We start from the raw sequence: 12881 nt of genomic DNA, 5'->3' as shown, positions 1-12881 counted from the left end.
ACACGTCTTCCTCACGAGTCGGGCGGTGGCTCTCTGAGCACATACCCGACGCTCCGCAGCGTGTGGATCAGCCGCGGCTCCACGTCGTCGACCTTGCGCCGCAGGTACGACACGTACGACTCGACCACGCCGGCGTCGCCGCCGAAGTCGTAGTTCCACACGTGGTCGAGGATCTGCGCCTTGGACAGCACCCTGCCCGCGTTGGCCATGAAGTAGTGCAGCAGCTTGTACTCCGTCGGCGACAGGTGCACCTGCCGCCCGCCGCGCCACACCTCGCGCTCCGTCTCGTCCAGCACCAGATCGGCCACCTGCAGGCGGGCGCCGCCCACTTCCCCCCTGGTACGGCGGAGCACCGCCTGCACCCTGGCCAGCACCTCCTCCAGGCTGAACGGCTTGGTCACGTAGTCGGAGCCGAGCCCGAGCCCGGTCAGCTTGTCGTCGACCGCGTCCCGCGCGGTCAGGAACAGCACGGGCGCGTCCAGCCGCTTGGCCACCTCGAACCCGTCGAGGTCCGGCAGCATCACGTCGAGCACCACGAGATCAGGTCTGGCCCGCTCGGCGATCTCCACGGCCTCCAGACCGTCGGCTGCGGTCAGCACCTCGAAGCCGGAGAAGCGCAGGCTGGCGGAGAGCAGGTCGCGAATGCTCGGCTCGTCGTCCACCACCAGGATCAACGCCTCAGGTGTGTTCACATCCGCCAGCGTGCCTCAGCAGCCTGAGGAAAAGCTGAAGGGTTACTCAGGAGCGAGTGGGAGTTCGACCCGGAACGTCGCGCCGTCACCCGGCACGCTGCGCACGACCACGCTTCCGCCGTGCGCCTCCATGAGCGCCTCGACGATCGCCAGGCCGAGGCCGCTGCCCCTGTCGTCCTCCGACCTGCGGGCGCGGGCGGAGTCCGCGCGGTAGAACCGCTCGAAGACCCTTTCGGCCTGTTCGGGGGTGAGCCCCGGGCCCTTGTCGACCACTTCGAGGAACACCGTGTCGCCGGTCGCGCCGACCCTGATCGTGACGGGGGTGTCCGGGGGCGTGTGCGTGAGCGCGTTCGACATGAGGTTGCCGACGACCTGGCGCAGCCGTACCTCGTCGCCGGAGACGATGAGGGCGGCGCCGCCGACGACCTCCAGCGAGATGCCGCGCTCGGGAGCCAGGATGCGGGCGTCGTGGACGGCGTCGGCGGCCAGCGCGAGCATGTCGACGGGCCGCATCTGCAGCGGACGCTGCTGGTCCACCCTGGCCAGCAGCAGCAGGTCGTCGACCAGCAGGCTCATCCTGCCCGCCGCCCGCTCGACGCGGCCGAGCATCTCGGCGGGGTCGGCCTCCGGGTTCTGCCTGGCGTACTCGGCGAAGCCGCGGATCGTGGTCAGCGGCGTGCGCAGCTCGTGCGCGGCGTCGGCGACGAAGCGCCGCATCCGCTCCTCCGACCTGCTGGCCGCGTTCTCCGACGCGGTCCGCGCCGCGAACGCCGCCTCGATCTGGGCGAGCATGCCGTTGAGCGCGCGGGCCAGCCGCCCCACCTCGGTGCGGGGGTCGCCGTCCGGCACCCTCCTGCCGAGCTCGCCGCCCGCGATGGCCTCCGCCGTACGCTCGATCTGGGCCAGCGGGCGCATGCTCTTGCGCACGGTCGTGATGCCCACGACGGTCAGGATCAGCATGATGCCGCCGCCGCCGAGCAGCTCGATGAGGGCCAGCCTGCGGGTGATCTGCGTGACCTCCTCCAGGTCCATGGCGATCAGTACGGTGGCGTTCTGCGGCCCGCGCACCTGCTGCACGCGCCACTCCCCGTCGCCCGAGGCCGCGGGGACGGTCCTGGGCACGACGGGCGGGGGCACGGGCACGACGGGTGGCGGCCGGTGGTCGGCGTCGAGTCCGCTGACCCACGGACCGCCCGCCTTGACGATCGCGTCAGGCTCCAGGACGAGGTTTCTCAGCCCTGGAGCGCCCTTGTGCTGGACCCGGATGAGCGCCCTGGCCGCCACCACGGAGATCTGCGTGTCCACCCGGTCGATGAGGTAGTTGTGCAGGACCGAGACGCTGAGCACGCCGATGAACGTGAGCCCGAACGCCAGCAGCAGGAGAGTCGCGGCGATGAGCTTGATCCGGAGGGTCATTGCTCGGGAGGGCTGCGCAGGACGTAGCCCACGCCGCGCAGCGTGTGGATGAGCCGCGGCTCCTTGTTGTCGATCTTGCGCCGGAGCACGGACACGTACGACTCGACGATGCCCACCTCGCCCCTGAAGTCGTAGTCCCAGACATGGTCGAGGATCTGCGGCTTCGACAGCACCCTGCCCGAGTTCGCCATGAGGTAGCGCAGGAGCTTGAACTCCGTCGGCGACAGCGACACGGGCCTGCCGCCTCTCCACACCTCGTGGCTCTCCTCGTCCAGCTCGATGTCGGCGAAGGTCAGCCGGGGCGGCGGCGCCTGCGGATCTCCCGAGGTACGGCGGAGCACCGCGCGGATCCTGGCCACCACCTCCTCCAGGCTGAACGGTTTGGTGACGTAGTCGTCGCCGCCGATCGTCAGCCCGCGGATCTTGTCCTCGGTCTCGTCACGAGCGGTGAGGAACACCACCGGCGTGCCCTGCCCGCTGCTGCGCAGCCGCCGCACGACCTCGAACCCGTCCAGGTCCGGCAGCATCACGTCGAGCACGACGAGGTCGGGGCGGTGACGCAGCACGGCGGTGACCGCGTCGAGCCCGCTCTTCGCGGTGGACACCTCGAAACCCGCGAACCTCAGGCTCGCGGCGAGTAGCTCGAGGATGTTCGGCTCGTCCTCGACGATCAGCAGGCGTGCTTCCACGGCATCCATAGTGGCCATCACATCTAAGAATGCCCTTAATGGGCGAGTGCTGGGACAATCCCCGCGATATGCCTAGCTATCGCGAGGCTGGAAGTGGCGGCGGGCGAGGGCGCGTTGCGCACCAGCGCGATACGGCCATGAAGGTCGATCACGAAGTCGTCGACCATGCCGCCGTCGCGGGCCACCGCCTGGGCCCGCACGCCACCCTCGGTGGGTTCGAGGTCCGCGGAGCCGATCGAGGGGACATAGCGCCTGGCGGCCCTGACGAACGCGCCCTTGACCGCCGAGCCGTACAGCTCCCTGAGGCCGGTGCGCCAGTGCCTGCGGGCGAGCCTCCTGGTGCCCTCCCAGGTCAGCAGGGCTCGCACGTCGCCGAGCACCGCGTTGGGCCCGACCAGCACCTCGCCGTCGATCCGCCTGGTCAGGTGAACGCCGAGGAAGGGATAGCGCGGGTCGGGAACCGGGTAGATCAGGCCGCGCACGAGGTCCTTCGCCGATCCGGCCAGCGCGTAGTACTCGCCCTTGAACGGCACGATCCGCACCTCGCCCAGCTCGCCCGCCATCCTGGCGACGGCGTCCGTGCCGAGGCCCGCGCAGGCCACGAGGCTGTCGAAGGCGAACCTCCTGCGTCCCGCCAGCACCTCCACCTTGCTCGCGCCCTCGCGGATCGCCTTGACCGGGTGGGCCAGCCGTACCGAGCCGCCCAGCTCGGCCACGTCGCGCGCCAGCCTGCGCGCCACGGCGGGGAAGTCGGCGATCGCGGTGTGCGGCGAGTGGACGGCGGCCACGCCGACGGCGTGCGGCTCGACCTCCCGCAGGCCGAGCGCGTCGAGCTCGGCGATTCCCGGCACCCCGTTGGCCCTCGCCCGCTCGGCGAGCGCCCGCAGCGCGGGCCGCTCGGCCGCGGTGGAGGCGACCACCAGCTTGCCCACCTCCTCGTACGGCAGGCCGTGCTCGGCGCAGTACTCGCGCAGCAGAGCCACGCCCTCCCTGCACAGGGTCGCCTTGAGCGAGCCGGGCGGGTAGTAGATGCCCGCGTGCACGACCCCGCTGTTGTGCCCCGTCTGGTGGGCGCCGACCCTGGTCTCCCCTTCGAGGACGGTCACCTCGGCGCCCCGGGTGCGCGCGAGCTCCCGGGCGACGGCCAAGCCGACGATGCCCGCTCCGATGACGCCGATCCGCTCTGTCATAAGGTCAAGTGTCCTTCGGCGATGAGCCACCTCACGGTGTCCTCGATGGTTTTCTCCACAGGTCTCAGTGCGATCCCCAGGTCGCGCAGCGTCGGGACGTCGTCGGTGGGGACCAGCGTCAGCATGAAGTCGGCGGCGTCGCGGGTCAGCGGGTAGTCGAAGGGGACGACACGTTTCAGCACGTCGAGCGCGGAGCCCAGCGACCGGAAGAGGGCGCCGGGCACCCTGAAGCGCCGCACCCTGCGTCCCGTGACGTCCTCGCAGACCGCCGCCACCTGCTCCCAGGTCAGGAAGTGCCCGCCTAGAAGATAGCGGCGGGCGCCCTTGCCGGGGGTGAAACACCGGGCGAGAGCGACGGCCAGATCGCGCACGTCGAGCACGCTCACCCCGCCCGGCACGATCGGCCAGCCCTGCCGCAGCCCCGCCCTGAAGCCCTCGTTGAGCGCGTCGAGCGTGGGCTGGCCCGGGCCGACGACGCCACCGGGGTAGACGATCGTCACGCCTTCGAGGTCTCTGGCGTAGCGCTCGCCGTACAGCTTGCTCATGCCGTACGCGTTGCGCGGCTTGGCCAGCGGGCTGTCCACGGTGATGACCGGCTCGGTCGGCGGCACGAACACCGCGACGGTGGAAACGTGCACGACCGGGTCCAGGCCCAGGTCCACGGCCTGCGCGAGCACGTTCTTCAGGCCGCGGACGTTCGCGCCGTGCAGGTCGACGTCGTGTCCCGTCAGGCCCATGTCCGCGGCCGCGTGCAGGACGGCGTCACACTGCTCCAGAGCATCGCGTACGGCCTCCGCGTCCCTGATGTCCGCCTCGTAGAGGACACCGGGGACCTTGAACACCTTCTTCGCCTTTTCCGGATTTCTCACCAGAAGGAGGCATTCGTGGCCCGCCTCCCGCAACGCGGCGACCGCGTGGGAACCGATGAAGCCGGACGCACCCGTCACCAACACGCGCATGGCCTGGAAGCTAGCGCCCGGATGTATCCCCGCTCCATCGAACGTGTGACGATAAGATCGCGCATCACTGGGCCGGTTTGCGAGCCACGAGGTAGGCCGGCTGGATCCGCTCGTTCTTCTCGTCGCGCTCGCGCACCAGCCGGGCCACTTCGACGAACCCCGCCCCGCCCAGGAACTCGGCGACCCGGTCCGGTGACCGCAGGTAGTGGTCGAGCGAGATGGCGTGACCGAACGCCTCCGTCCTGCGCACCCGCTCATCACCGACCTGGAACGACAGCAGCACGTGACCACCCGGAGCCAGCACCCGAGAGAACTCGGCGAACACCTCCGGCAGTCGCTCCTGCGGGATGTGGATGATCGAGTGCAGGGCCACGATGCCGCCGAGGGCGGCCTCCGGCAGGTCCAGCGCCGTCATCGAGCCCTGGTCGAAGCGCAGGCCCGGATGCGCCCGCCGAGCCAGCACGACCATCCGCGGCGACAGGTCGACCCCGAGAACGCTCAGCCCCAACGCGTGCAGGCGTGCCGTCACGTGGCCGTGACCGCACCCGAGGTCGGCGACCGGTCCCGTCCCCTGGACAAGCTCGGCCACCGGCCTCCCGCCGGAGTGGCCGCTCCAGGTCCGCGAAGCGGCGAGATCCCGTCCGATCACGCACGATCGGACGGGACCCGTCGCCGCCGGTCCGGTCGTCAGCCTGGAACCCGTCGTTCAGACCCTCGGCGTTCGTTCCCGTGGTGTACGCGAAGGCGACCGACGAGGTGACGGTGACCGTCACCGACCCTGTCGGGACAGCAGTGCATGCAACACGAATCGAACCTGAGTACGATTAACGCATGTATCTCCCGCCGGAGTGGCCGCCCGAGGTCCGTCCACCCAGCGTTCCGGACTGGGAGACCTCGGCCGTGGCCTGGTTGCTCGACGCCGTCCCCCCCGACTACCGGGCCTACGACGTATTGCGGCGCCACCCCATAGCCTTGGCCAGGATGGCGCACCACCACGTCAGATCGGCCATCGAGGCCGCCAGAGCGGGATACCGGGGTGCGGCCCTCGAACTCAAGAGTCACCTCCCGCCCCACGCCGTCGAGGCGGTGCTCGACGTCTACCGCCAGGAAGGTCCGCGCCTGGTCCGTCTGGCCCGCTCCATCGAGGTCGTCGAGCGGGCCCTGCGCGGCGACGGCTTCACCGCAACCTTGCGACAGCGTCCCTGAGCCTGCGCATGTCGCGCTTGCGCGCCTCGTAGGTCGCGCCCACCACCACGAGCAGCAGGCCGCCGAGCGCCATCGGCACCCACCTCGGCACCACGCCGAACAGGTCGGCGATCCACGGCGCCAGCTCCCGCACCGCCACGATCGCCACCGTGACGCCGCCCATGACGGTCGGCGCCTGCAGCCTCCACCTGGCGCCCGCCAGCGTCACGACCAGCGCGGCCGCCCCGAGGAGCAGCGCCCTGAGCGGCGTGGCCTCCTGCACCAGGCTCGGCCCGAACGCCAACGCCAGGCCAGGGGCGTACACCGGCCACGACGACAGCTCCTTCCCCCGCGCCCGCCACCATCCGGTGGCCAGCAGCAGCACCGCGAACGGCAGTGTGTACGCCTCCACGGCCCGCACGCCGTACGACGCCGCCACCGCGACCACCTCGCACGCCACCAGCACGCCCGCCAGCGCCATCCACCGGAACCGCGCCTCCCGCGCCGCACCCGCGCCACTCCCGACGCCCGCGCCCCCAAACCGCTCCGCGCCCGTGCCACTCCCGACGCCCGCGCCCCCAAACCGCTCCGCGCCCGTGCCACTTCTGACGCCCGGGCCCCCGAGCCGCTCCTCCCCCGGAGCGTGCGCGCCCGCCTCCGCTCCAGGAGACCCGCCGATCGCGGGCTCCGGTCGCGCCGCCCAGAGGAGGCCCGTGAGCGCCGCGACGGCCGCCAGCGCGGGCAGCACCGCCAACGTCGCCGTCTCCACCGCCAGGGCCCAGCCGAGCGCCAACGACCCCAGCCACAGCGCCGCCCCCGTGCTCGCCCACCGGGTCACCGCGCCCCCGCGCCCTGCGGCCGCCATCCCCGCCGCGAGCGCCGCCGCCACGACCAGCATCACCAGTACCACCGGATACGGCAGCCGCACCGCCACCGGCACCGCCGCCACCACGACCGCGCCCGCCGCCACCGCGAAGGCCGGTCTGGTCGCCAACGCGAGCGCCGCCCCCGCCACACCCAGCACCACCAGCGCCAGCGGCCTGCTCCCCGTGAACGCCGGCGCGCCGCTCCACGTCATGAACGCTCCCAGGTACGCCCTCAGCGTCCCCACCAGCACGTCCCCTTCGACCAGCAGCGCCACGACCGCCATCACGGTCGCCGTCACCCGCCCGGCCGCCGCCGCCCACGAGCCGCCGAAGCCGCTTCCCCCGACCCCGGAGCCGCTCCCTGCTGCCCCGGAGGCGCTCCCCGCCATCCCCGCGACGTTCCCTGCCGTCCCGGAGGCGCTCCCCGCCGTCCCGGAGGCGCTCCCCGCCATCCCGGAGGCGCTCCCCGCCATCCCGGGGACGCGCGTGCCGTACCAGCCGAGCAGCGCCAGCGCCGCGCCCGCCGCGATCCCGGTCGCCGCCGCGTCCCTGGCGAACACGCCGAGCCCGTCCAGCGCCACCCACACCAGTCCCGCCCCCGCGAGGGACGCCCCCACCAGCGCCGCCGGCCTCCGGTACAGCGCGCCCCACGCCACCAGCAACGCGCCCAGCACCGCGTACGCCACCGGCCGCTGATCCAGCGCCCACAGCACCGCGAATCCGCCCGAGACGCCCGCCGGCCACGCCCAGGGCGCGGCCCCGAACCGCACCACGGCCAACGTGCACCCCAACGCCACGGCCAGCAGGACGCCGACCGTCACGGTGTACGGCAGCCCGTAGGCCACCGGCGCCACCAGCGCCGCCGCTACCGCGAACACCGCGACCGCCCACCGCGCCCTGCCCATGATCAGCGGCAGGGTCGCCAGCAGGGCCAGAACGACGGGAGCCGCGCGCAGCATGACGAGCGTCCCGTCGGTCCAGAACTCCTCGGCCAGCACGGGCGCGTCCAGCATGGCGATCAGCGCCTGCGGCACCACGGCGACGCCGCTGACCAGCGCGAGACCCGCCCCCGCGTAGGCGTACGGCGTGCGCAGCCGTACCGGAAGCCGGCCGGCCAGCGCCGTGACCGCCAGCGCGGCCACCGTGTACGGCACCACCCGCCAGTCCTCGGGCAGCAGCCCGAACACGAACGCGCCCGCCGCGGCGACCAGCGCCGTCGCCGACCCGGCGGCCGCGACGTTCCTGCCCGTCTCGTCCGCCGACCTGAACGCGACGTACCCGCCGACCACGGCCAGCGCGACCAGTGCACCCGCGTGCCACGCCCCGTCGAAGGTGAACGAGGAGAGTCCCGCCCACAGCAACGCGATCGTCCAGGTGGCCGCCAGGCACACCGTCGCCGTCACGCGCACTCCCCTGGCGCGCGAAGCGAGGGTCCAGATGGCAGCGTCCACCGCCGCCGTGGCGGCCAGCGCGGCGCTCGGCCAGCCGTGCCCCTCCCCGACTGACAGCAAAGGCAGCGGCGCCTGCACGAGCACGACCGCCAGCGGCATCGGCACCTTCAGCGGCGACACCCTGCCGTAGACGGCGGCGGCCGCGGCCACCACCACGAGCGTGGCCGCCGTGTAGTCCCATCCGTCCAGGGCGCCGGCCAGGCCGACCCTGCGCGCCGCGTACCCGTCGAGCAGCATCAACGCCAGCCCGAGCACGCCGATGGTCTCCGCGGTCGCGTTGAGCCGCCGCCGGAGCAGCAGCGCCGGTACGGCCAGCGTCACCCCCGTCAGGCCCGCCAGGATCGCGGCCCTGCCGCCGATCCCGAGGTGCCCCCAGCTCACGACCGTGAACACGATCGCGGCCACGGCCAGCATCAGGCCGCCGAGGACGAGCAGCACGTTCTGCGCCGTCCTCCTCGACACCTCGCCTCGCCCGGCCCCGCTCGCCCCGCCGGCCGTGCCACCGCCCATCCGGCCGCCCGCCCCGCCGGCTCCCGCGACCCCCGCGGCCCTCGGAAACCCTGGGTGTCCTGCGGCCCCTGGAAACCCCCGGTGCCCTGCGGCCCCCGCCGGTCCCGACAGCGCTCCGGCCCCCGCCGGACCCGGGAGCGGGGCGGACCCCTCAGGACCCGGGAACGCGGTGGATCCCGGCAGCCGGGCGGGCCCCGCCTCCGAGGGCATGGGAGTACCGCCCGCAGGCCCTTCAGGAGCCTCTCGCCCGTCCGCGCCGCCATGAGGGGTCGAGGCCACGCCCTCCCGCACCGCCTGCCCCGCGAACCGGGCCCGGTCGGCGCGCAGGAGCGAGAGCAGGTGCTCCCGCCGGCCCCTCAGCTCGGTCTCGCGCGCCCTCAGCCCCGCCAGCGCCCCGTCGACCTGCCAGAGCTCCACCGCCACCGGCCCTGCCAGCGGCAACGCGCACCGAGGACAAGCGGCCACGGGCTGGGCAATGAGAAGCCCACAATCAGGACAGTTCACGTGCATGCCGAGAACAATGCCGGAACCACTTGATGATCGCTTGCGCGCTGCTACTCAGACGGATCTGAGCATCCGGACTCAGCGCGTTCTTCTCGCGATGACCGTGATCACCCCGGTCGCCCCCACCGCCACCGCCAGCCACAACAGGACGTCCCGCCCGCTGATCCCTCCGGCGGCGTCCGCCTTCTCCGCGTCCGCCGCGACCTCCCTGTCCGAGGAGGACTGCCCGGACGACGTCGTCCCCTTGGAAGCGGATGCCTCGTCGGGCGCGGAGGCCTCCTCCGACGCCGACGCCTCATCGGGGCGGGCCGACGACGAGGGCAGCGCCTTGGCGGGCAGCGGCACCCGGTAGACCGGGCTGTCGGCCCCCTCGCTCCCCGTCAGCAGCGCCTTGCCGTCCCTGGTGTACGCGATCGACTCCGCCTGGTCGAGCGCGGGCATCGACACCTTCGCCAGCTGCTCGTCGAACCCGCTGAACACCGTCGCGGAGAAGTAGGTGCGGATGACGAAGCTCGACCCGTCAGGCGCGTAGGCGGCGTCCGTCGCCATGATCGGCGCGGAGCCCACCCTGCGCAGGATGTTGGTCCTGTCCGTGCGCAACCGCCTGGGCGCCTCGTAGATCGCCCCCGCGAACTGCTTGGTCACCACGAACAGCCGGCCGGTCTTGGGGTTGACCATGATGCCTTCGGCGTTGTGCCCGCCGTCCTCGTACTTGAAGCGGTAACGCACCGCGGGCAGCGTCGCGTCCCGCAGCGTGGAGGGCTCCGCCACCTTGTAGATCGAGATGTCCGGCCACGCGCCGTCGAAGTTGTCGCCGATGTCGGCGAACCACAGCACCCCCCGTCCGGTCGCGGGATCCTTGACGGCCGCCATCGCCTCCCAGTCCCGCGCCTGCGCTCCGCGCAGGGTGAAGGTCGCCCTGGTCTTCCCGTCGGCGCCGAGCGCGTAGAAGATCGGCCCGGCGTCGCTGTCGTTGTGGGTGTAGACGATGCCGTCCCGGGTCGGCGACAGCGCCAGCCCGCTCGACTCGGTGATCCTCGGGTCGGAGATCTTGAACTCGATCTTCTCCTGTTCGGCCTCCGCGGGGTCCGCCGAGGGCCCACCCCGCGCGGGAGCACCGCCCTCCGAGGCCGATCCGGCACGCGTCGAGGCGGCGTGCGCCGAGATGGCGAAGGCAGGAGCCACCGGCAGCACGATCGCCACCACGAGCCCAGCAAACGTGCGAACCAGGACTTCCCCCATCCGCCCATCATGCCCCAGCGATGACCATCACCACGTGAGCGCAGTGCCCGGAGAATGCCCGGCGGAGGGGAGGAACGGCCCCGACGAGTGAGCGCGAGCGTCACTTGACGGCGGGCCCATCACCCGTGACCGACAGGAATCCGCACCCCTGCAGGGTCGCCAGGAGGACGTTGTTGGCCAGCATGGCCGTCCACAGTCCCGCCAGGCCCCACGCTTCCACGACGGGCCCTGCCGCGACTGCGAGCAGGCTCCAGCCGACCGCGAGCGAGCCCAGGCTCAGGCCGGACCTCTTCATCGCGGTCAGCGCGAAGCCCATCACCGCGGACGCCGCCTCCACCAGCGTCGACGCGAGCGTGATCACCAGTACGGCGGACACCTGACCGCGTACCGCCTCGTCGCCGGTGAACAAGGTGATCAGCGGACCGTCGCAGGCCGGCACCAGGAGCGCGCCGGCCGACGCCCCGCAGGAGGCGAGGACCAGTGCCACGCGGGCGACACGCCGTCTGCCCGGCCCCCCGCAGGCGCGGGCGATCTCCGGCACCGCCGCCTGGGCCACCGCGAGCGCGGGCAGCATCAGGAACCCGGCCGTCCCCTGCCGACCGGCCGTCCGAGCGCCCCGCGCAGCGCGTGGCTCGCCACGGCGGCGCCGATGAGCGACGAGCAGAGGAAGGGCAGACGACGGCGATGGCGGGAGCGGTGGCCACGACGATCGCGCCTGCCGTACCGATGAGGAGGGCCAGCCAGCGGGCGTCGCGCAGGACGGGGATCGCGGCCGCGGGGTCGTCGCGGTGCAGGGCGACGAAGGGCCCGAGCCCGCGGAGAGCGCCCAGCCGAGGCCGGCCTGAAAACACGCGGGGAACCGGGTGGAGGGCTGGCCTGGAGTGGACTCCAGGTTCTTAGGGTGGGTGTCATGGAATACGTGAACCTTGGACGCAGTGGCCTCAAGGTCAGCCCGCTCTGTCTCGGCACGATGAACTTCGGCCCGCTGACGACGGAGGAAGACTCCTTCGCGATCATGGACAGGGCCCACGAACTCGGTCTCAACTTCTTCGACACCGCCGACGTGTACGGCTGGAAGACCGGCGAAGGCGTCACCGAGAACATCGTCGGCCGGTGGTTCGCCCAGGGCGGCGGGCGCAGGGAGCGTACGGTCATCGCCACGAAGTTCCACGGCAAGATGGGCGAGTGGCCGAACGAGGGCATGCAGTCCGCCCTGCACATCCGCAGGGCCTGTGACGCGTCGCTCAAGCGTCTCCAGACCGACTACATCGACATCTTCCAGGCGCACCACATCGGCAGGGAGACCCCGTTCGACGAGTTCTGGGAGGCGATCGAGGTCCTCAGGGCGCAAGGGAAGATCATTTACGCCGGCTCGTCGAACTACGCCGGATGGCACATCGCCAAGGCGCAGGAGACGGCCGCGAAGCGCAACACGTTCGGGCTGGTCAGCGAGCAGAGCCACTACAACCTGCTCACCCGCGCGGTCGAGCTGGAGGTGCTGCCCGCGTGCGAGGACTACGGTCTCGGCGTCATCCCGTGGAGCCCGCTGGCGGGCGGCCTGCTCGGCGGCGTGCTGCGCAAGATCGACAAGGGCCGCTCGGCCTCCGAGAACATGGTCAAGCAGCTGGACAAGCACCGCGACAAGATCGAGCAGTACGAGGCGTTCTGCGACGAGCTCGGCGAGGACCCCGCGCACGTCGGTCTCGCCTGGCTGCTGACCAGGCCCGCGGTGGTCTCACCGATCATCGGCCCGCGCACGATGGAGCAGCTCGAAGGCGCCATGCGCACGCTGGAGATCACGCTCGACGAGAAGGCGCTGGCCCGCCTCGACGAGATCTTCCCCGGCCACAAGACCGCGCCCGAGGACTACGCCTGGTGACGCGCTAGATCGGGGGTTCGACGGGAGCCTCGTCGGCCGGAAGCCGTTTGCGGCTCCTCCGGCCGACGAACCAGTAGCCGAAGCCGCCGAACACGATCCCCGTCGCGCAGGTCCAGATCCACCACGCGTGGTCGGGCCCGGGTCGCGCGATCAGCAGCACGACCAACCCGACCGCCCAGAGCGCGGTTCCGCCGAGCACCGCGGCCCGGTCGTTGGTCTCGAGCGGCTCAGGATCCGGACGCCATGCCTGCTTCACGCCAGCCAGCCTAGTCGACGTGCCATTTCGCGCGATATGGCA

The 12881-nt window shown here is 72.1% G+C and carries 12 protein-coding genes; 2 read left to right on the top strand and 10 right to left on the bottom strand.

The features are described 5' to 3' along the window. Nucleotides 1–11: 11 nt before the first annotated feature. The 6 genes from ACFSKW_RS47785 to ACFSKW_RS47760 form a co-directional block, all read right to left on the bottom strand. Complete coding sequence (locus ACFSKW_RS47785) at nucleotides 12–701, bottom strand: response regulator transcription factor (RefSeq protein WP_379581478.1); 690 nt, start codon at nucleotides 699–701, stop codon at nucleotides 12–14. A gap of 33 nt (nucleotides 702–734) precedes the next feature. After that, a complete protein-coding gene (locus tag ACFSKW_RS47780) occupies nucleotides 735–2108 on the bottom strand; it encodes a sensor histidine kinase (protein ID WP_379581271.1) in 1374 nt (457 codons plus the stop codon). After that, nucleotides 2105–2806 carry a response regulator transcription factor gene (locus tag ACFSKW_RS47775; protein ID WP_379581270.1) on the bottom strand — a complete coding sequence of 234 codons (702 nt, stop codon included), beginning with the start codon at nucleotides 2804–2806 and terminating at the stop codon, nucleotides 2105–2107. The genes ACFSKW_RS47780 and ACFSKW_RS47775 overlap by 4 nt, the downstream gene beginning before the upstream one ends. 26 nt (nucleotides 2807–2832) lie before the next feature. Next, a complete protein-coding gene (lhgO, locus tag ACFSKW_RS47770; protein WP_379581269.1) occupies nucleotides 2833–3987 on the bottom strand; it encodes an L-2-hydroxyglutarate oxidase in 1155 nt (384 codons plus the stop codon). Beyond that, nucleotides 3984–4946, bottom strand: coding sequence for an NAD-dependent epimerase/dehydratase family protein (locus ACFSKW_RS47765; protein ID WP_379581268.1), 963 nt, complete (start codon nucleotides 4944–4946; stop codon nucleotides 3984–3986). The genes lhgO and ACFSKW_RS47765 overlap by 4 nt, the downstream gene beginning before the upstream one ends. Nucleotides 4947–5010: 64 nt before the next feature. Further along, entirely contained in the window at nucleotides 5011–5535 is a 525-nt protein-coding gene (locus tag ACFSKW_RS47760) for a class I SAM-dependent DNA methyltransferase (RefSeq protein WP_379581267.1), read from the bottom strand. Between the two features lie 242 nt (nucleotides 5536–5777). Between ACFSKW_RS47760 and ACFSKW_RS47755 the strand changes: the two genes are divergently transcribed. Beyond that, on the top strand, nucleotides 5778–6152 hold the full coding sequence (locus tag ACFSKW_RS47755) for a hypothetical protein (protein WP_379581266.1): 375 nt from the start codon (nucleotides 5778–5780) through the stop codon (nucleotides 6150–6152). Here ACFSKW_RS47755 and ACFSKW_RS47750 read toward each other — a convergent pair. From ACFSKW_RS47750 to ACFSKW_RS47740, 3 genes are all read right to left on the bottom strand, one after another. Then, nucleotides 6124–9381 carry an SCO7613 C-terminal domain-containing membrane protein gene (locus tag ACFSKW_RS47750; protein ID WP_379581265.1) on the bottom strand — a complete coding sequence of 1086 codons (3258 nt, stop codon included), beginning with the start codon at nucleotides 9379–9381 and terminating at the stop codon, nucleotides 6124–6126. The genes ACFSKW_RS47755 and ACFSKW_RS47750 overlap by 29 nt on opposite strands. Nucleotides 9382–9540: 159 nt before the next feature. Beyond that, nucleotides 9541–10704 (bottom strand): hypothetical protein, encoded by a 1164-nt coding sequence (locus tag ACFSKW_RS47745; RefSeq protein ID WP_379581264.1) that lies wholly within the window; start codon nucleotides 10702–10704, stop codon nucleotides 9541–9543. A gap of 100 nt (nucleotides 10705–10804) precedes the next feature. Next, a complete protein-coding gene (locus tag ACFSKW_RS47740) occupies nucleotides 10805–11278 on the bottom strand; it encodes a hypothetical protein (RefSeq protein WP_379581263.1) in 474 nt (157 codons plus the stop codon). 336 nt (nucleotides 11279–11614) lie between these two features. On the opposite strand from ACFSKW_RS47740, the gene ACFSKW_RS47735 reads away from it, so the two are divergent. Then, the gene (locus ACFSKW_RS47735) at nucleotides 11615–12583 is read left to right on the top strand and encodes an aldo/keto reductase (RefSeq protein WP_379581262.1); all 969 of its coding nucleotides are present in this window, start codon (nucleotides 11615–11617) and stop codon (nucleotides 12581–12583) included. A gap of 4 nt (nucleotides 12584–12587) precedes the next feature. Here ACFSKW_RS47735 and ACFSKW_RS47730 read toward each other — a convergent pair whose 3' ends face one another. Then, nucleotides 12588–12839 (bottom strand): DUF2530 domain-containing protein, encoded by a 252-nt coding sequence (locus tag ACFSKW_RS47730; RefSeq protein WP_379581261.1) that lies wholly within the window; start codon nucleotides 12837–12839, stop codon nucleotides 12588–12590. Between the last annotated feature and the right edge of the window lie 42 nt (nucleotides 12840–12881).

The sequence above is a fragment of the Nonomuraea mangrovi genome (assembly GCF_042681425.1).
Lineage (GTDB): Bacteria > Actinomycetota > Actinomycetes > Streptosporangiales > Streptosporangiaceae > Nonomuraea > Nonomuraea mangrovi.
The sequence above is the reverse complement of the archived record's forward strand: the minus strand, read 5'-3'. Positions and strand labels throughout refer to the sequence as shown.